The sequence below is a fragment of the Granulosicoccus antarcticus IMCC3135 genome (genome assembly GCF_002215215.1).
GTDB lineage: Bacteria > Pseudomonadota > Gammaproteobacteria > Granulosicoccales > Granulosicoccaceae > Granulosicoccus > Granulosicoccus antarcticus.
In genome coordinates, this window is sequence record NZ_CP018632.1 from 5,067,684 (window position 1) to 5,087,236 (window position 19,553).

A 19,553-nucleotide genomic window follows, 5' to 3' on the forward strand; every position below is an offset into this window, starting at 1 on the left:
TGACATGCAGGATCACTCTGTCCCGCTGGCAGCTTTCATCTGGATGTTCGCGGCCTTTGACCAGGAACTGCGCATCTGCATCCACTCCTTCACCACGGCTCTGGAGTGATCAAGCTTGACGTTGTCCAATGAGATTGGCGCGTTCGCAGCTATACCTGCCGTTACCGTCGCAAATTCCACCAGTCCAACCGGCAAGTATTCAGAAGAGCGTCTGGTTGACTCTATCAGCCCATAGGCGGTGTAGCCACCAATACAATCCAGCTTTTCGCCACTGGATAAATCCTTTTTGGCCATGGCGATGACTTCCGCAACATGGGGTTGGTCAACACTGACCAACGGTTCATTATCCAACAACACCTGTGCCATGGTGGCAGGCAGCTCTAGATGAACCAGATGGAATGGGCGAAAGAAAAAATAATCAGGTCCATTGCCCATCTTGTACAACGACAGCGCTTTTTTGTGTGAAACGCCGTTGGGATGATGGGCAATTACAGCAACACCTGCTCCAAAGTCACCGCCCAGGGTGTAGTCAACCTGCTTGCCTTTGGGAAGCTTTGCCGCACAATCGCGCAGTATGTTTTCCTGTGTGCTCTTGATCCCATGCATGCCAAGAATACTTGGCTCAATACCAGTGGCATTGGCAACGACCGCTTGCTCTACCTGCATTTTGGTTCCATCACCAAATGCGGTTGTCATGATATTGGAGGTTGCGTCGCGAGAGGCAAAGCCAGCACCGCTACTCGGTGTCTGGCTAGTGTCCATATAGCGTTTGCAATTGAGCAAGGTATCCACTTCGAACCCCATAGCCTCCACTTGCTGTTTCAATCGAAAGATAGCTCCGGGTTGATCACCATCTGCGATGGTGTAGACCACGTTGTGCAAACGAGCCTTGTCATGAAACAACCATCCCAGTAGCGCGTCCACTTCGGCATTGTAGGACACCACATGAATACCTTGTTCCAAGGTATACAGAATGGCTTCTGTGCCGTAGTCCATAGCGCCGGTAGCTTCAACCAGAGCACGCACAGGGAGATCCTTGATGACAGCATAATGCTGTGTTACGGCGGGCTTACCGCTATCGATAGCGTTGGCCAACACCGATGCGTCATCAGAAACAACGATATCCGACTCGCTATAACCCACATCAATAAAAGCCTGTACGGCTTTCTCAACAGTTCGGTTAATGATGATAGCCGGGCGTACACCCGGAGTCTGAGCCAGCATGCTGACCACGCCACCAGCGACATAGCCTGCACCTATGATTGCGATGGGTGCTGCACCATTTTCGCTTTCGTATCTTTGCAGTCTGTTCCAAATATTCATCTAATAATGCCGATTGAGAAATGATATTTCACAGCCCTGAACTGACTGTTGCGCGAAGTATACAGGTTACAAGCTGCCGCAAAAAACAGCACCCAACCGAACCTCTGGCTTCGTGATGTCGCGCACTAATCAGATCAAAAAAGTGATACTCATCACAGAATAAAACCAAGCATACTTCGCGAACTACAACACGCCACAACCGTTAAAACATTGCAAATTCCAGCTTTTGCAACGCACTGCACACGACTTGATCGGCATTTGCACAACAGCCGCTTCACAAACATCAAGGGGGTCCGATAAGCGCAGTAATACCTATTAACAGCTTATTCGACGCGGTTGACGTTGCGCTCGAAAAACCAAGCATACGCACAGGCCGGGACTCATGCCGAGGCAACAACAACTATGAATCGAAAGCGATTAAAAGCCCATTTCACACTGTCAGTGACAGCCCTGTTGGTTGCTGCATGTTCGGATGGATCAACGCCATCCAGCTCTGACAATAATCCGGACCTAGGGGCCGCCACGGCAGATTCGGTCATATCCGGTAGCAATGCCACTGACTCGGCCAATGCTTCCACCCCCCCCGATAACTCTTCAGCTGTACCGACCGTCAACATAGACACCGGTGCAGTCAGCTCAACAGATATCACAATCACTCCCAGCGTGTCCTCGTCCACAGGTACTTTGGTTAGCGATCAGAATTACACAATAGGTGCTCAATCTTCATTGCCAGCACTTGAGCTACTGCAGGCAGACTTTCTGTCCATGACCAGTACTACAGGAGTTGCACACGCGGCGCTCAATCGAAACAGCACATCCACGCTGCAATTCCAGAGCGATAGCGGGCAATTAGTGTTCCAGGAAAACTCCGAAACATGGGGAACTGGCGACGGTCATAACATGAAGATGGCGGGTCTTACGGCCGGTACAGAGTATCAGTACACCTGGACGTTTACCGCCAAGGGTATGCAGCCGTTGACGATCATGGGCATGCTGATCACACCCTCTGACAACACCACGGTAGCACCGGATTCAGCATTGCCTGCACTTGAGTTGGTGGAGGCAGATTTCCTGTCAATGACAAGCACGACAGGGGTTGCGCACGCAGCCCTGAACCACAACAGCACATCAACTCTGCGACTGCAGAGCGCTAGAGGCCAAATCGTGATTCAGGAAAACTCCGAAACATGGGGCACTGGCGACGGCCACAACATGAGGATGAAAGAGCTTACGCCTGGTACAAATTATCAATATACCTGGACGTTCACAGCCAAGGGCATGCAACCGTTGACAATCAGAGGCGTGATGAGTACGCCTTCTGACAATAATCAGCCAGCAGCCGAGCCAGCAATGCCTGCACTTGAACTGGTGGAAGCAGATTTTCTGTCAATGACCGGTACTACAGGGGTTGCGCACGCTGCACTCAACCATAACAGTACATCAACTCTGGCACTCATGGGTGCAGGTAGCCAAATCGTGTTTCAGGAAGAATCCGAAACATGGGGTAGTGGCGATGGTCACAACATGAAGATGACTGGCCTCACGCCAGGTGCAGAGTATCAATACACCTGGACATTCACAGCAGAAGGAAAGCAACCGTTGACAATCAGTGGTGTATTGAGCACGCTTTCTCTCGCTTCCCCCTCCTCCAACAACACTGACTCAGCACCTGAATCCGTAATAATAACGCCTGAAGAAAAAGCTGCTGAAGTGCAAGCAGCGGCAGAAGCAGCTGCTGCAAAGGCTGCTGCTGAAGCAAAAGCAAATGCTGCAGAGGCAAAAGCTGCTGCAGAAGCAAAAGCTGCTGCAGAGGCAAAAGCTGCTGCAGAGGCAAAAGCTGCTGCAGAGGCAAAAGCTGCTGCTGAAGCAAAAGCTGCAGCAGAGGCAAAGGCTGCAGCAGAGGCAAAGGCTGCTGCTGAAGCAAAGGCTGCGGCTGAAGCAAAGGCGGCTGCTGAGGCAAAAGCTGCGGCTGAAGCAGAACCTGCGCTGCCTGCACTTGAGCTTGTTAAAGTCAACTTCCTGTCAATGACAAGTACAACAGGAATTGCCCAGGCTGTACTCAACCATGTAAGCACATCGAAGCTGGTGCTTGATAGCGGTACGGACCAAATCGTGTTTCAGGAGGACACACAGGACTGGGGCACTGGGGATGGCCACAATATGAGGATGAAGGATCTGACCCCTGGAACAGAATATCAGTACACATGGACATTCACAGCCGACGGAATGCAGCCATTGACAATCAATGGCGTAATGAGCACGACCGCTGCCAAGACAAACGATAATACCCCCGACAACTCAGCTGATAGCATCGCTGAAAACACCACCAACACCACCTCAGCCAACAGCTCAGGTAGCGCTATTGTTGTTGGAAGCGGACCCGGTGATGCAGCTTGCATAGACCTGTCAAACCATCAGATGGGATTTGGTGGAGTCAAGGATTCGCACTGGAAACAATGGGTACCAAGCTTGCGTTATTCCATTGGCGAGGAGTTTCTGGCTGTCGAGGATTCTGGTGAATTTGGCAAAGTCATGCGCCATAAATATGTACCCTCATCGATTGGAACCGGTCGCGTAGTCACAGCCAGCAGCTTGAACCATCAGCGTACTTACCGCCTGGCCCAATCGATGTACCTGGAGCCAGGCTGGGATTGGGGCGGACTTACCACCAAGGGTGGCGGTGGAAAACTGGGTTTCGGCCTAGGTGGCGGCACTACGCCTTCTGGAGGCACGGTTGACCCCAAAGGCTTTACGGCAAGACTGATGTGGCGTGGTCAGAAGGACGGCACGGCAAAAATCGGCATCTATTCCTACGCAGCTGATCGTACAAAAACTTACGGTGAAGACGTCCTTATTGAAAACTACACGGCTCCGATCGGAGAGTGGATCAACATCATTATAGAAATTCAGACGAACTCATCAACCTCCAGTTACGACGGACGCATGAGAATCTGGCTTGATGGCGTTGAGGTGTTGGACAAGCAGAACGTTGGCTGGCAATTGGGAGGCAGCACTCCAGTGGTAGATTCCCTGTACTACTCCAGCTTCTATGGAGGCTCCAGTGCCCAATGGGGGCCCAGCAATACAACCTATGCCAAGCTGCGAGATGTCTGCTGGTCCTCGGTTGTCAATGGCTACTCTGGCATCGACCCGGACAACGGACGCTATGAAGTGCACTCAACGGTCAACCCTGGCGGCTCTTTCGGGGATGACCCCTGGGGCGACAGTGGCGCACCAGATTGGTATCTCAAGCGACAAGAGTCGGAGCAACTGGCAGAGGAAGCTCGTATACAGATAGAGTTTCTGGCACCCGAGGCATCAGAAAGTATCGGAGTGAACTATGCGCAAACCGTCGAACAGTTGATTCTTGCATTGGATGCAATCAAATCCAACTCGATTATTGGCCTGGCAAACAATCCGGTTCCTGCAATCAGGCAAGCCTACGACTCCCTGGATGCCATTACCGAGCAAGACGTGAACGCAGGAGAGTGGGGCGAGATTCAACGCATCAAGGAATCCCTGAAAACCCTGAGCGGCGTATCAGCAGAAACTGCACTGGCCGTTGTTGAAATCAATCTCGATGCCGCAGACTGCGACATCGAGCCTCTCTCAGTCTTCTGCGAGAATGCCTTGTCTCACTATGAGACTGCCAAGGCAAGCAAGCAACAGATGGATAGCAGTAGCAATGACTACCATCTGCATGCCGAGCAATCCTGGAACAGTAGTGTCGAGGCGCTCATGAGCTTGCAAGCCGATTACAGGCAGAAGTAAGCTTTAACCTGCCTCAGCCGACAGACACACGTTCGAAAATCGGGCGTGTGTCGTGTAGTCTGGCGCCCAGGCAGCAGTGTTACCGCCGTAGAACGAGGAGTAGATCAGTTGATCTACTTCAGGAAAAACACCTGATCCCTGCCATTGAATATTGTCTTTCCACATCACGACTTCGTTATCCAGCAGTACACTCAATGAACCATCATGGCTGTTGACTGTTGAGTTGGCTGTCACTACGAGAGTGATTCGAAACCATTCGCCAACCGGGATTTGGAAATTCTCCACATTGAAAACATCCCCCCATGGCAGGTTCTGGCTCCGGTCGGCTGAATACGCATAAACACCCAATCCCGCTGTACCGTCTCCGTTACCTTGCCATATCAATCTGGCCGACAGGCCATCGTCGCGAGCATCACCGCCCGTTGGTGTTGATCCGCCCCCGAGTCCGAATCCGAATTTGCCGCTTTCACTGGTACCACCCCAATCAAATCCATCTTCAAACAAGACTGACTGGCTTAATGCGTAAGTTTGCTGCCCGGTTATATCGATTGAAGCAACCACTCGATCCGAGCCGATATTTGTAGGCTCAAACTTCTGTCTGATTGCAGACTGGTTTTCAAAGCCGGTGTCTATAGAGAGGTGTTGTGGGTTGACGATATAGCGAAGATCAGGCATCCAGTGCTGCATCATCGCCTTATTTACTTGACCAAATGGGACTGGCTCATCCTGAATTGGCAGGCAGGCTTGATGAACATCATTTGCCGCCAGCTCGATTGTGCTCACGCTGTTATCAGTATCATCGTCAGATGCTGTGCTGTTACGTCTGACAGGTACGATGTCGTAGTCATAATTGGCCGTCTGCTCAGTCCCGACAACGACCGTGCTGCGACTGACAGATGAAGCATTGAATTTGTCATTAACACCAATCTTGGCCGTTTCGGTACTGACCGATGAATTACCGTTGGCTTCAACAGCACGCACAACCATCGAGTGATCACCCTGCCAAAGGTCACGACTGATATATAAAGTCTCTCGAGTAATACCCTTGTAGCTATCGTCTACGGTGATCTCATAGTAAACAGCACCAGGAACGCTGGCCCACTCCCATTTCACCGCTGATTGTGCCACCTCAGTGCCACGAAGATCTTTGGGGGCATCAATAGCATAAGCCATCGTGGTCGCAAGTCCTGATCCTGCCAGGACAAGCAACATGCAAGAACGATTTACAACATGCTTACTTGTCATCGTTTTTTACATCCGAATGCTTGCTGGCAATATCGGGAGTTGCTGCACTTGCCATTGTGCTCGGACTCACGGTCAGCATCAGAAAAGCTGAGGTTAAACGCATCGGGTATCACCATACATGGATTCGGTGCAAGGACAATATCACCATTTTTTACGTTCATATAACCCTAAGATCCATCATGTCCAGAAAGTAATGACAGAATGGACATAAGCTGTAACCCGTTATTGATTGATTGGCATGCTTTTTTGTTTTCGACGTAAAGTCACGATCAGGAATATCTCTCCCACGGCTGGCGCCATTACCACCCAGAGCGCGGATTTCAATGCAAGCCCACCAACCAGCATGACACCAAGTGTCAAAATACTGGCAACAATACCCAGAGTGAGCAGAATTCCAAATTGCAGTCGCACCACAAAATTCTGACTGACCCAGAACCGATAGTTGGACAGAGCCATGACCAGCACGGTAGCCACGAACAAGGGTATCAACGCATCCCCTGTTTCAATCCAGCCAGCGTATCGACCTATCACCCACGCAACAGCAATGACTGCAACGTAGTAATAGACGATATTCATACTGGTACGACAGTGGGCCGTGATTGCCTTGTCCAGCGCATCGTTGTCACCGTCCCCAAATGCTCTTCGAATCTGTGGCAAGGCACTCTTTGATAGTCCCGTGGTGACCATATTGACTGGTGTGACAATCATGCGAGCCACACTGTAGTAGCCAACCGATAGTGGACCAAACATGAACATCAACAACGGTACAACGCTCTGATTCTGCATCCAGGTCACCAACATGCCACTGGTTGCAGGGATGCCATGTCGCCAATAGCTTCGGCATAACTCAAGAGTGTCGGCAAACGTGACTCCAGAGTTTGCTCCCTGGGCACGCAGTGCTCGATGGGCGAACAAAACGAACAGCAGATTACCGACAGCTAAAAACCAGAATGCCGATATTTCTGGCGAATGATTCACTTCACTGACGATGATCAGCAGAAAACCCACGACACCCAGTGTCAGCGACAAACCAGAAAACCATAACGAATGCCTGTGCCGCGATTGCAGATAGTAGTATTGCCGATACAGCTCTGCAAAGTTTAGACTGGCGCTGTACAGCACCAAGGCAACCCACAGCGCGATGGCACTACCTGTCGGTGGATGCATCCATACCAGCGCAGCGAATAACACGGCCTGGGCCACTTGCAAGCCCATCACGATTTGGCAGGTGGCCCAGAATCCGTGGATCTGCCTGACAAATGTCTCACTGGACAACTGTAGTACCATCTGCCGCGTAGCAAGGCCCATTGTCAGCATCGCCATGAACTGACAGACCACGAACCAGAAACTGTAGACCCCCAGATCAGCAACGCCTGCAACTTTTATTATCAGTAACGAGAACAAAAAATTACTGCCACTCAAACCTGACTGCTCGAGCGCTGCATACCACTTGTTATTGCGCTTGGCAAGCTTACTGGACAGCCATCGAAGCTGATGTGTATTCACGATTTCGAAGCGTGCCTGAAGTTAGGGGATTTCATGATCAATAGGAGCGATAGCAGTTGTCAGTCATTGTAAATATCGGCGAAATGATATTCGCATTACTTAATAGGCGGATAGTCAATGTGTTGCTTGGCGGCGTCATTCTTATTGTACTGTTCGCCGGCTTGCGTCCGTATGCCAGCTATTCAGATGAGTGGGTTTCGTTCAACAGCCAGGCAAATCAGACGGAGTTCGGGTACTACGGCCTGGCTACCGGGAAGCTGGACGATGCCGTCAGTATAGCGATCTGGCAGCAATCAATTGAAATTTCCATGACGGTGCAGTTAAGCCGCCCCCCTGACAATCGTTTCCAGGTTCTGACACAAATCGACTCCCCTGGCAGTGTCGACCCCTTGATCATAGGGCAATGGCAATCCAACCTCATCATCATGAGTGGGCGCGATTATCGCTCCGAGTTCAAATTTCCACGACTGTCTGCAGATCTATCAGCAAATTCTGCAGATCTATCAGCAAATATAGATACGGCCATCGATGTTGTTGTCATTCTTACCCCCGATATGACCTCATTGAATGTCAACCAGCAGTTGATAGCTCAAGGCCCGGCCATCCCTTTCAATCAAGCTCCTGACAGAATCAGCATTGGCAATGCTCCGGACGGCGGCCATGGATGGACAGGCAGTCTTCAACACTTTCAACTTCAAAGCACAACGCCAGGCCGAACACGTGCTCAGTATCAGTTTGACAAAGACAATTTCCCCGCCATTGCCGAGAGCGACGATGGCACAAATAGTCTGGTCGTGCCTGAGCCGGGGCATTTCCCGGACAGGGCCTGGATCGGCGCATTGCGAATCAATGATCTATTTCATGGCAACTTATTTGATGTCATCATCAATTTTCTGGGATTTACACCTTTTGGCTTCCTGATGTGCGCCGCACTACCCCGGCGTAATCGAAGCTATTCCGGCCTTCAGAATGTTTGCCTCACTATTCTCACCGGCTTCCTGCTAAGCCTGGCCATTGAATCCGCGCAATCATTCATACCTGGCCGCAGTCCTCATGTGCATGACCTGCTGCTGAACACTCTGGGGACAGCAGCAGGCGCCATCAGCCTGCTGATTATGCTCAAGCTCTGGCGAAGAATCAGGACTACTGCTTCTGCGGAGCATCCTCCAACCAGGAATCCAGAGAGCTCAGAAAATCCTTGAGATCCAGGTCAAACTCTCCACCAGAGCCTTGATGCAGCCACCGCTTCTTGGAGTTATTCTTGAAGATATACGTATGATGCTCATGACCCAATGCAGCGCTGATGGTGGCAAACATATAGCTAAGAAAATTTGAGGGATAAAGCTCAACAACCCTTGTATCCGGTGGGCTGAACATCACAGACATCATGCCGGCACCTGCCAGCCCAATGACATCGGTTGCCTGTGAGAAAAGTTCTGCCTTCTCCCGAAGACCCAGTGATGACATCTCCACGGATTTGAAACCACGCTGCTCCAGCTCTGCGACCAGCGTATCTTCCTGACGAAATTTACGAGAGCCTGCGTCTTTGCGACTGATGTACAAGCGTTGATTCGCAGCCGCAGGCTCGCTCATGAAGGAGCCCAGTCGCGTACGATAGCCTTCGATGAGCCAGCCGGGTACCACATTGGATGAGTAGCCGCGCGGACGCGATACACACACCAAACGCTCGAACTCCATCGCTTCATGAAGCGACAACTCCACCATCCGATCATCGGCCACACCCAGCACCCGCAAACTCTCACGAAACGCAGATTTGTTCGGTGGTATCAGAAACTGATCAATCTGAACTGATTCAGTTGCGCAATCCTCCAGCAATATCCATCGCCCCAGAGCGTCAGTCAGCCAGTGAGCAAAATTACCCTGAACTGTCGATAACGGGGCACACAGATTCAAGGTCGTGCCCGCTATCACTCTTGCAGGCGCTCGCTTCAATACCTCGAGCGGCTTGAGTTGATGATGCGTCGAGTAGTCTTTTTGCAGTCGGTTGTCTGCACCGAATATCGACACATGAGTAATCCCATCACTGAGGATACGGCCATTGTTCAGAATGAGTCCCTCATACTCGAAGTCGGTTTTGAGAACTGCCGGACTGACAGACTCGTCCAGCGTGTCCTGTTCCCGACCTTCAGACCAGCGTTGGTACAGCTCTGGATTAAACGGTACGCTGGAATGGAACGCCGACAGCTCGATCTTGGTTACCTGCAGATGCTCCACGGGAACAACGGGCAGCGCCGGAAGTAACAAATCTTTTGTTCGTTCCCTGAGCGCAACACCCAGACTGACAGCATGTCGTAGACTTATCACAGACCAAGAACTCCATCGACAATTTTTGACGCCGTATCCTGAATGGTGTATCGGTTTGCTGAACGTCGACACCCTTCTCTGAGTTGCTCTGATAGCTCAGCAGACTCCAGAAATTGCCTGAGCAGTGACGTGTAGCTCTCAACATCTCCTTTGCTATCCAGTATCAGCGCGTTGTCGCCATTTTCAAGATAGGCCACTTCGGGGCCATGATTGTCACAACGCGTGGTGATTATCGGAATGGCATAATGAAACGAATCGATCGCCACCAGGCCTACTGCACCGGGCACAACCATGGCACTGGCACTCAACAGCAATCGGTCGCGATCTTCACCGAACACCGAACCTACGTAGTTACACCAATCGTGTTTACTGGCAAACGATTCAACCATGGCTTGATCGGGGCCCGTACCTGCCACAACCAACTCAAGCTCAGGGTGTTCAGCCTGCAGGTTCTGCATCGACTGAAAGATCAGATCCAAACGCTTATCGTCGTACAGCCCACCGATGTAGACAAAACGAGACTTGTGCCGTTGTACTTCTGACTCCTCCAGCTTCCTGGTTACGGTCAGCGTATTGTTGACAACGACTATTCGCTCATCAGGTACTTCTTGCTCCAGCAAGGCCTGTCGGGAGATTTCCGTATAGGCGAACCACCGAGCCACTCGACGGACCATCAACTGCTTGAGCTTACGTGCCAGGCCTATCTCTCGGTGGCTTTGAAAATTCTTGCCATGACCGAAATAACACATCGATATCCATCCGATCTGCTGAAGTGCGAAAAGCAGATAATTATCGAGCAATTTGGAGGCATGCTCCACGATCACCACATCACCGCGCCGCACCTTGAAAGGCGAACCCTGCCAGTACAGGTAGCGCGTGAATTTACCAGGCAAGGGAATGATCAGGCTTTTCACACGATGCCCCCACTCGGGATATTCCATACGAATCTTTGAGCCTTCATAGGCGTCTGGTGGCCCATAGATAAGGACGAACTCAATTCCCTGCTGCGCAAACTGTTCACGCAGGTTTTCGAACAGAGGCAAACGGTAGTGAGGCACGAATTTCTGAACGAAAACCACACGCTTTATCCCAGCCTGATTAGTCGCCTGTGATTTGTCAGCTTCACTCATTATTTCCACCACTGTTTTTCTGATCCTTACTGGACAAATCATCCAGGCCCATATGCGCACGTACCATTCTATTCAACGGTTCCTGATAGAAAAAGCGTCGTTCAGTAAATGCAACACAGCTTTGTTTTGCCTCCTCGTAGCTCTCCAGCACCTCATTGACCTGTTCCGGATACATCGCTACGACTGCAAAAGAATTGCGTTGCAGCCACCGGGCAATCTCGAGCTGATGTTTGTCACGCCGGAGGGTATTCGGCACAACCAATGGGACAATGCCGGCTTCAAGCAGGGAAAAAATCGACCCACCTCCCCCATGACAGACAACCACATCGGCCTTGTCGATATGCGCCTGGATACCTGGTTCGAATCTGAACCAGCGTGCCACTGCGGGCTCATACAGGCCGTCAGCGATCTGGATCAAGGCATTTTTGGCGTATGGTCCCTTATCCACGGCTTCAACCAATGGGTCGAACGATGTTGTGCCAACGGTAACAAAAATGTTCATAGCAGCCCTACCCAGGTTGCCTTGGGATAAATTTTCAGCAACTCTTTGTGCTGCACGAAGAATTGATCTGCGAACCGGTACAAAGCACGCCCACATTTGCTACGTGTCTCGAATCGAGCCCAACTCTCGAAAACAATCAACTTGCCCCCTAGAACCTTTGCCGCCAAGGCCGGAATAACGGCAAAGCCGGGGCCCGTCACGATTGCCATGCGAATATCGTAATGACGCGTCATACGCCAAAGCAGTCGAGCTGAACTGACGGCATATGCAAGCACATCCCTTAACTCCACGGCACGATGTTTGGGGGCACAGGTATCCACAGACCAGCACTCGTCAAACAAGCTGCCATCAACGAGTTCAGAGTCAGTAATCAGGACACAGTGACTCGCGGCTCTTACCTCTGGATCCAGGGATACAAGGACGCGAAGAGCTTCCTCCAAATGACCACCTTCACCAGCAATGAAGAGCAACGTAGCCGGTGAATGCGCACGACAAAATTTCATCTGTTTATCCGACTACCAGCGTAAGCGGCGAGCAGAGGGCCGTACCTGCTGGCTGCGCACACTGGTGGGCTTGGACCGCTTGCGCGGCTTGACCGTCATCACGGCAACTGCCATGAAACTGATGAAGTAGATCTGCCAGATGGCCGTATTACTTCTGAACAAGGAATACTCAGTCATGTTTTGAACAGACACAGCCGCAATCGCCACTAACAATGGAAATGCATTAGTGACTCTCGATGAGAGTGATAGATAACGCAAGAAATATGCACCATAGCTGAATATTATAGCTGCCCCGAAAAACACCCCTCCCGATACCAGACTGTCCATATAGCCATTGTGATAGTGGTTGTAAGGCACACCAAATGCTGGTGCTTCCATAACGGTCTGGTGGTTATCGTAACCCCATCCGAGTATCGGGCGTTGCATGAACGCATCCCACGCCACCCCCCATAAGTCGGTTCGACCGGTCAGTGTCATGTCCTTGCCTACAGCACCTGTCGCAGCCTCGGCGTAGTCATCAGCGCTCTGCTGAATAACCAGCACCAGCAACACGATAAAGACCAGCGTTGTACCACCAAGAATGATGGCGGCTCGGCCTTTCTTGCCAAGCGACCCATAAAACCGGTGACCAATCATCATCAAAGCCAGGGAAGAGATGATCGATAGCGTAGTCGCACTACCCGTACTCCATGCGTTGAACATGACGACACCCAGAACAAGCATCAGCCACATCATTTTTCTGGTTTTGAATCGCGTCTGGGACATTAATCCAAATGTGGCCCAGGCGGCCGCAATACAGACACCACCCAGTGAGTTAGGGTTCCCAGCAAGACCGCTGTAACGTTGACCGTCGAGGATAGCTGCGATGGTGCCGTTCTCATGTGCGAAAAACAACAGAAAGCCTCCTCCCAGGGTCAGCATCAAGGGCGCAATAGTGATAATGCAGGCACTGTAGACAACATTGCGTTGCCGACGTTCATCACTGAAATACAACCAGGTAGCAAAAATACCCAGACTCAAATGAATCACGTTGATGATGACCCTGTCGGGGTAGTCACTGGCGACTGCGGTTAACAGCAGCACAAATATCAGGAATAAAAGCGTTCTTTCACGTTTGAAGAAGGCGATCATGTCCCTCATTCGAAACATCATCAGAAAAAACGTCAATAGATAGCTGAGTGCCTGAAGCTTCTGTTTAAACAATTCTGCAGACAATTCCGCACCGTCATCTGTGGCAGTATCTGGCACCCAAAACACGGTGTAGCTATTGATATCAGTCAAGCCTTGAATAACGGCCAGAAAAAACACCGAGCCCAGAAACATATAGCTGAACAGTGGCAGAGCCGTCAGCGTCGGCCAATGAGAGATGGCTTCAAGTCTGCGCCATGTGCGAGAGAAGAATCCGAAACTCAAAAATCTTGTGTACCAGGAACTCGAACGCTTCTTGCGACGACGCTGCCTGGAATCACCACTACCCTCTGAAGACTGCACGCCAGCCATTTATCCGTACAACCTCTTGGATGGACGTATCAGCTTACCTAGATTGGTAAACCCTTTCTTGAGCCAGTAAGCAGCCATACCGCCACTCACGGGTAGAGCCAGCACCCCCAATACCAGACCCACTGGCGCTTGCACCAGAGCCTTTAGATTGAATACCAGTCGCTGGGATAATTCTGCCTCGCGCAGCACGACCCGTTTGAAATTCTGGCCTTGGGTCATACAACGAAAGATCATGTATCGGGAGCTGGTTCTCGACGCGGGTATGGTCTCGTGCACGATGGCATCCTCACGCCAGACGACGTGCAAACCACGCTCTGCCAATTGATCAAAAAAGAGACTATCGCTGCCGCCCGACAAACCAAACTCTGGATCAAAGCGCTGTGAACCGATTTGTTGCAGATCGAGCAAGCAATTGCCAGTGGCAACATGGCGCACCTTATCACCTGTCTTCAAGCTTCCTTTGTTGTGAAGGTCCAGCAAAGCGACCCAGGCAGAAGTGCCCTGCGGGTAAACCGGCTCAATGGGACCTGCGACCACGGCACTGCCAGACACCTGCTGCTGGGCATACAGTGCGCTGATCCATTCAGGCTTCGGAAACTCATCGTCATCGACAAAGACAAGCCATCGCGTCTGCGTGTTTTCCAGAATCAGGTTGCGCCCGATTGATATGTTGTTTTCTGGCGAGTCGACTATTACGACCTCACACACATCATTTATTGACGAATCATCCACAATCTGTTGCACTATCGGACGAGACTGCAACCCCGAGTTGTTGACGACCAGTAATGTGCATTGCCCACTTTCAAGATCCGCCGCCTGAAAATGATTCATCGCGATTTTCAAGTGCACTAGCAGATTGCCAAACAGCGTGGAACGGTCGTGTGTAATCACGCCCACGGTAAGCCCTGGCTGTTTCTCAGGAGTGTTCATCTTGTCTTTCTCCACGAGAATGAGAGGTATGGAATACGAGCCAAAGGCATGGGTTTACAGCAGCAAAAATGTCCGGAAAGGGTATCACCAAAGCACGTGGAATGTCGCTGCGTGTTCACAGATCTCAAGGATTCCAGCTGGCTGATTCTGGCTACGGCATGGACAAATGTTTACATACGCCTTAATCCTACCATTGCTATCGTAACAGCTCTGGGTAACCTGACCCATTTTAGAGAGTTTCTGCGTGATAAGGTCAAAGTTTACATTCAAGATTTCGGGTAGAAGTTGAGATGCGCAGATCACATCGCAAAAGACGTAGATCAAGCCGTAACAAGCGTAGGTTAAGAGTCGCCATGGCCTCTTCGCTTCTTTGTCTTGCACTGGGCTCCGTGTACGCGGTTCGCCATCCCCATATCGCAGATAACGTCGTAGGCCCCGGCTCACTACTGGAAAGTGCGCTTGCGAAGCTGCCCTTTGTTGACAAGGCAATGTGCGTCGGCCTACCGCGATCGCCGATGCCATTCGACGTGATCAACAAGACAACACTTGAGCAATGGGTACCGTCCTTACGTTACACGACCAATCCTCAACACCTCTCCATTGACACGGGACCTAAAGGTCACCCGGCCTTACGCCAGCGCTTTATCCCCTCAGAAAGAGGTAGTTTTCGAGTAGTCGCCTCGATCAACCTGGAGCCTCGCCGAAGCTACGAAGTGGAGCAATCTGTCATGTTCGAACCTGGCTTCCAGTGGGGTAGCGAAGTTGAAAGCGGCAAATTCGGCTTCGGCTTTGCTGGCGGCAGCGCCCCCACTGGCGGAAAAGTGGAGAACGATGGGTTCTCGGTCCGTTTGATGTGGAAAGGCAACTATGATGGTAGTGCCAGCGTCGGCGCCTATGTCTACTCCGTAGACCGAACAATGAACCTGCCTTATGGCGATGAGTTCGTGTTTCCGGATTTCACTATTCCGACAGGTGACTGGTTCCAGGTGAAGATGCGCTTGACCACCAACTCCAGCCACGAGGCTAGCGACGGACAACTTCAGGTCTGGATCAACGATAAACTTCTGTTTGATCGAAGCGGCATTCAATGGCAGTCTGAAGGTGAACAACCCGTGATAGATGATCTGCTCTTCTCAACATTCCACGGAGGCAATACCGCGCAATGGTCCCCGCAAAACGTTGTCTATGCTCGATTCTCTGATATCTGCGTATTCAAGACCGACGCACCGACACCTGAAGAGCCCTAAGCCAAAGGGCCTCCAGTTCCATCGAATCTCTTTTTGCCAATCGCTTGAAAGAGCGCAAGACAATGACACTTTGAGCCAATATTCCTAGCGCACAAAAAAGGCCCGCTCTCAATACCTGAGGCAGGCCTTTTTACGTTGACGGAACTAGCAGCCAGGACTCAGTCCTGGCTGGCTATGGACTACACGATATCCAGATCATCATCCATCTGAGTGGTAGACCTGCGACGTTGCCCAGAACCCTGGGCAGGACGCTGACCCGAAGCAGGTCGACCCAGATCAGAAGGATCGATTCTGGCAGTGAAATCGAACTCGTCAGTATCAGCAGCACTTGCCTGAGTGCTTGCACCGTTACCGTAATCCAGCCCCAGGTCCACTTCACTGCTATCTGTACGAATGTGCATCAACTCTTGCTGTGTCAGCCTGAGCTTGGAACCGCGCTTCTCCGAACGTTCACCCTTCTCACCTTTCTCGGTGTATCCGTAGTAATCGTAGTAACCCTGATAGTAATAATCACCACCATAAGCCGTGATCTTGTTGATATCCACTTGCGTGATCAACACACCAGCCAAAGGTGCATCCACCTGACGCAGACGCTGAATACCGCGTTTGATCAGCTCCATCGAAGTCTCATGTGACTTGACGACGTAGACAACCGCGTCACTCAGTCTGGCAAGCACCAGTGCATCGGATACTGCCTGAGTAGGTGCACTATCAATAACGATTCGATCGTAGTGGTTGCCCAGTTGCTCCAGGATCTTCTCGAAACGCTTGGATGACAACAACTCCAGAGGCTGCTCTGGCAGTGGTCCGGAAGGCAGAATGTCGAAGGCACCTTCATAGACACCGCGAATAATGCAATCCCTGGCCGGAGCCGTATTGGCAATCAGATTGCTCAAACCCTTGACATTTCGATCAAAACCAGCCGCTTTGGCAACCGTTGGACGACGCATGTCGCAATCGATCAGCAGCACACGCTCCAGCTGTGACAAGGAATAAGCCAGGTTGATCGACGCTGTTGATTTACCCTCACCTGGTATGGATGAAGTAATCGTGATGACTTTTCGTACCGAATCCCTGTCATCCAGACAGATAGCTGTTCTGGCCGTGTTAACCGATTCTGCAAAGGTCCGATTCTTGTCCGGTATTTCCAGCGGGCTCAAAGGCAGATTCTGCTTGGCATTGAACAGACCGCCTTTGATCAGTGGCAGGATTCCCAGCAGTTTCAAGCCCAGAGTCTTTTCGATATCACTGGTGCCCTTGACCGTATCATCCATTTGCTCATACAAGAAAGCCATCAGCATTGACAGAATCAGAGAACCCAGGGCTGCCAGTGCAATGATCAGCTGCTTCTTGGGCTTGAAAGGACTAACCGGTGTCTGTGCATAATCAGCGACTCGTGCGTTGGCTGTTTCCAGTCCATCCGCTGATTTCGCTTCAGTGATACGACTGAAGAACGTGTCATAGATAGTCCGGTTGGTTTGCACTTCACGATCCAGCGCATCCAGCTCAAACTTCTTGGTACCAATCGCCTGAATCTCATTCTTGCCAGAGCTCAACTTGGCCTCGATAGACGCAACTCGTTGCTGGGCCAACTGATATTCCTTCGCAACACTGCCCACCACTCGAGCCACATGCCCTTCAAGAGTCAGATTCAAGGTAGCCAGCTGTGACATGGCATCAACAACACGTGGATGCTTGTCACCATAACGATTACGCAATTCATCCAGCTGACGTTGAGCCTGCCCCTGGTCGATCTTTACACCCTGCACCAGCGGATCGGCCTGAAATGCGGGAATGGAACCCAACAGGTTTGGCTGACCTTGCAAGGCTTGAACCTCTCGATAAACGTCAGCTTTTGACGCCAGCTCACTACGTGCTTGGGCCAATTCAGCCGTCGCCAGCAACAACTCTTGCTCGTTCAAGCGACCAACACTGCCATCCACATCAACCAGACCATTTTCCTGTTTGAAAGTAATCAGGCGATTCTCTGAGTTATCGAGAACCGACTTCAGCTGCGTCAAACGTTCGCTCAACCAGGAAGAGGCCCGTGTCGTGAGCTCCAGTTTCGCATCCAGATAACTATCGATGTACTGCTCACTGACCGCATTAGCGATTTTTGCCGCATGCTCAGGATCTGACGAGGCGTAAGATACCTTGACCAGCTTGGTCTTTCTGACCGGTTCGATCGACAGACGTCCCATGAAATTGGCCAGCACGATTTGCTGACTCTGGCTCAACTGGCCATCAATATCATCACCAAAAGCCTCGTCGGTAAGATCTACGGAGAACTGAGGCAACTCCTCACCTGAGAGTACTCTGCGATCCATTTCAGCTGTAGCCGCACCGGAGAGTTGTGAACCGGACACCTCTGATGCCAATGAGGCTTCAGGGTTGTCAAGATCAACCACAACGCCTTGGTCACCCTCAGCCGAACTGCCCATACCCATGCCCAGTGTGTCACGAACACCATCAACCATGCCAGCAAGACCTGAAGAGCCAGTTGCCGCGGCATCCGACTCAGCGCCCTGATTCAGTGAAGAGAGTTCAGGATCTTTCCACAGCCCCATGACATCGACAACACGCTTGGCCAGGCCCCGAGACTTCAGCAACTCATACTGTGTCTCATAATAATCCTGCCCTTCTACCTCTGCACCTACCAGCTCTTCAAAAGAAATAGCAGTATTGGCTTGAGATTCAATAAGCAATGTAGAGGTCGCTTTGAACTCAGGTGTCGCTGTGTAGGCGTAGTACCCGGCCAAACCTGTAATCGCTGCAGTAAACAAGATGATCGGCAGCTTGTGCTTGCGCAGAATGCGGACATAGTGCTGCAGATCAATTTGATCCAGGCCACCTTCAGCATCGTCTCTGTACTCAGAGTCGAAGCTGTCGGCGCCTGGATGGACATCCGTTGAACGTGCCATTAGAAGAACCCTTCTTTAATAGTAATGATATCGCCAGGAGCGATCCTTGAATTGAGATAAACCTTGGATTCTTCCTCCGACTTACCGCCGCCAAGACCCTTGGTCACAAACATCTTTCGAGTCGAGGCCCGATCCGTCAGCCCGCCGGCCAGGGCAATGGCCTTGTCCAGTGTCAGCCCTGGCTGATAAGGATAACTACCCGGTGTCCGCACTTCACCATTGATGTAGAACGGACGGTATTCCAGCACCGTGACATTGACCGATGGATTAACCAGGAAACCGTTCTGCAACATGCCGGCAATATGACGCTCCAGCTGCGATGGCGATTTGCCAACCACCTTGATGTCACCCAGATAGGAATAGTTGATGCTGCCGCTGGTACCGACAGCGGTAGACAGCGTCAGATCTGGCTCATCGAAGACCTGGATGGAGATCGTGTCGCCCTGACCCAGAATGTAATCGTTCTGAATCTCAAACGGTGCGGCATCAACGTCTACTTCGTTACTGGCACCGGCAGTGGAAGGTGCTACCTCCTCCGAAATAGGGGTTGCTGTTCCGCAACCGACCATGCTCAGGCAAAGTAGAAATGCGGTTGGTAGGTGAAAAATTCTCATCTATAAAAACTCAAACAATTGATGGTGGCAAGATTA

Annotated in this window: 14 protein-coding genes; 3 read left to right on the top strand and 11 right to left on the bottom strand. The window is 51.3% G+C overall.

All coding sequences use genetic code 11. The annotated features are described in order from the left end of the window. Positions 1-12: 12 nt before the first annotated feature. The gene (locus IMCC3135_RS22030; RefSeq protein WP_088919556.1) at positions 13-1,323 is read right to left on the bottom strand and encodes a hypothetical protein; all 1,311 of its coding nucleotides are present in this window, start codon (positions 1,321-1,323) and stop codon (positions 13-15) included. Between the two features lie 402 nt (positions 1,324-1,725). On the opposite strand from IMCC3135_RS22030, the gene IMCC3135_RS34780 reads away from it, so the two are divergent. Further along, positions 1,726-5,094 (top strand): polysaccharide lyase, encoded by a 3,369-nt coding sequence (locus tag IMCC3135_RS34780; RefSeq protein WP_205737669.1) that lies wholly within the window; start codon positions 1,726-1,728, stop codon positions 5,092-5,094. A 3-nt stretch (positions 5,095-5,097) separates the two neighbouring features. Here the strand turns inward: IMCC3135_RS34780 and IMCC3135_RS22040 are convergent, their stop codons facing one another. Next, a complete protein-coding gene (locus tag IMCC3135_RS22040) occupies positions 5,098-6,339 on the bottom strand; it encodes a polysaccharide lyase (protein WP_157736178.1) in 1,242 nt (413 codons plus the stop codon). Between the two features lie 222 nt (positions 6,340-6,561). Further along, the gene (locus IMCC3135_RS22045) at positions 6,562-7,845 is read right to left on the bottom strand and encodes a lipopolysaccharide biosynthesis protein (protein ID WP_088919558.1); all 1,284 of its coding nucleotides are present in this window, start codon (positions 7,843-7,845) and stop codon (positions 6,562-6,564) included. 56 nt (positions 7,846-7,901) lie between these two features. Here IMCC3135_RS22045 and IMCC3135_RS22050 point away from each other — a divergent pair, with 56 nt between their 5' ends. Further along, complete coding sequence (locus IMCC3135_RS22050) at positions 7,902-9,047, top strand: VanZ family protein (protein ID WP_088919559.1); 1,146 nt, start codon at positions 7,902-7,904, stop codon at positions 9,045-9,047. On the opposite strand, the gene IMCC3135_RS22055 is transcribed toward IMCC3135_RS22050, so the two are convergent. From IMCC3135_RS22055 to IMCC3135_RS22080, 6 genes are read right to left on the bottom strand one after another with little or no spacing between them, the layout of a single operon-like run. Beyond that, positions 8,989-10,170: a glycosyltransferase family 61 protein gene (locus IMCC3135_RS22055; protein ID WP_157736179.1), complete on the bottom strand. Its 1,182-nt coding sequence runs from the start codon at positions 10,168-10,170 to the stop codon at positions 8,989-8,991. The genes IMCC3135_RS22050 and IMCC3135_RS22055 overlap by 59 nt on opposite strands. Beyond that, on the bottom strand, positions 10,167-11,300 hold the full coding sequence (locus IMCC3135_RS22060) for a glycosyltransferase family 4 protein (RefSeq protein WP_157736180.1): 1,134 nt from the start codon (positions 11,298-11,300) through the stop codon (positions 10,167-10,169). Before IMCC3135_RS22060 ends, IMCC3135_RS22055 begins: the two co-directional genes overlap by 4 nt. Next, on the bottom strand, positions 11,293-11,802 hold the full coding sequence (gene pssE, locus IMCC3135_RS22065) for a PssE/Cps14G family polysaccharide biosynthesis glycosyltransferase (protein WP_157736181.1): 510 nt from the start codon (positions 11,800-11,802) through the stop codon (positions 11,293-11,295). The genes IMCC3135_RS22060 and pssE overlap by 8 nt, the downstream gene beginning before the upstream one ends. Beyond that, the gene (locus IMCC3135_RS22070) at positions 11,799-12,305 is read right to left on the bottom strand and encodes a glycosyltransferase family protein (RefSeq protein ID WP_088919563.1); all 507 of its coding nucleotides are present in this window, start codon (positions 12,303-12,305) and stop codon (positions 11,799-11,801) included. Before IMCC3135_RS22070 ends, pssE begins: the two co-directional genes overlap by 4 nt. A 12-nt stretch (positions 12,306-12,317) precedes the next feature. Continuing rightward, entirely contained in the window at positions 12,318-13,796 is a 1,479-nt protein-coding gene (locus IMCC3135_RS22075) for an O-antigen ligase family protein (protein WP_157736182.1), read from the bottom strand. Positions 13,797-13,805: 9 nt separating this feature from the next. After that, positions 13,806-14,735: a glycosyltransferase family 2 protein gene (locus IMCC3135_RS22080; RefSeq protein WP_157736183.1), complete on the bottom strand. Its 930-nt coding sequence runs from the start codon at positions 14,733-14,735 to the stop codon at positions 13,806-13,808. A 353-nt stretch (positions 14,736-15,088) separates the two neighbouring features. Here IMCC3135_RS22080 and IMCC3135_RS22090 point away from each other — a divergent pair, with 353 nt between their 5' ends. Continuing rightward, entirely contained in the window at positions 15,089-15,982 is an 894-nt protein-coding gene (locus IMCC3135_RS22090; protein WP_088919567.1) for a polysaccharide lyase, read from the top strand. Positions 15,983-16,161: 179 nt separating this feature from the next. On the opposite strand, the gene IMCC3135_RS22095 is transcribed toward IMCC3135_RS22090, so the two are convergent. Both IMCC3135_RS22095 and IMCC3135_RS22100 read right to left on the bottom strand, forming a co-directional pair. After that, on the bottom strand, positions 16,162-18,903 hold the full coding sequence (locus tag IMCC3135_RS22095; RefSeq protein WP_088919568.1) for a GumC family protein: 2,742 nt from the start codon (positions 18,901-18,903) through the stop codon (positions 16,162-16,164). After that, a complete protein-coding gene (locus tag IMCC3135_RS22100) occupies positions 18,903-19,517 on the bottom strand; it encodes a polysaccharide biosynthesis/export family protein (RefSeq protein ID WP_205737670.1) in 615 nt (204 codons plus the stop codon). Before IMCC3135_RS22100 ends, IMCC3135_RS22095 begins: the two co-directional genes overlap by 1 nt. Positions 19,518-19,553 lie beyond the last annotated feature (36 nt).

Coding starts and splice junctions, on each gene's coding strand:
- IMCC3135_RS22030 (WP_088919556.1), bottom strand. CDS start 1,323: ATGAATATTTGGAACAGACTGCAAAGATACGAAAGCGAAAATGGTGCA.
- IMCC3135_RS34780 (WP_205737669.1), top strand. CDS start 1,726: ATGAATCGAAAGCGATTAAAAGCCCATTTCACACTGTCAGTGACAGCC.
- IMCC3135_RS22040 (WP_157736178.1), bottom strand. CDS start 6,339: ATGACAAGTAAGCATGTTGTAAATCGTTCTTGCATGTTGCTTGTCCTG.
- IMCC3135_RS22060 (WP_157736180.1), bottom strand. CDS start 11,300: ATGAGTGAAGCTGACAAATCACAGGCGACTAATCAGGCTGGGATAAAG.
- pssE (WP_157736181.1), bottom strand. CDS start 11,802: ATGAACATTTTTGTTACCGTTGGCACAACATCGTTCGACCCATTGGTT.
- IMCC3135_RS22070 (WP_088919563.1), bottom strand. CDS start 12,305: ATGAAATTTTGTCGTGCGCATTCACCGGCTACGTTGCTCTTCATTGCT.
- IMCC3135_RS22080 (WP_157736183.1), bottom strand. CDS start 14,735: ATGAACACTCCTGAGAAACAGCCAGGGCTTACCGTGGGCGTGATTACA.
- IMCC3135_RS22090 (WP_088919567.1), top strand. CDS start 15,089: ATGGCCTCTTCGCTTCTTTGTCTTGCACTGGGCTCCGTGTACGCGGTT.
- IMCC3135_RS22095 (WP_088919568.1), bottom strand. CDS start 18,903: ATGGCACGTTCAACGGATGTCCATCCAGGCGCCGACAGCTTCGACTCT.
- IMCC3135_RS22100 (WP_205737670.1), bottom strand. CDS start 19,517: ATGAGAATTTTTCACCTACCAACCGCATTTCTACTTTGCCTGAGCATG.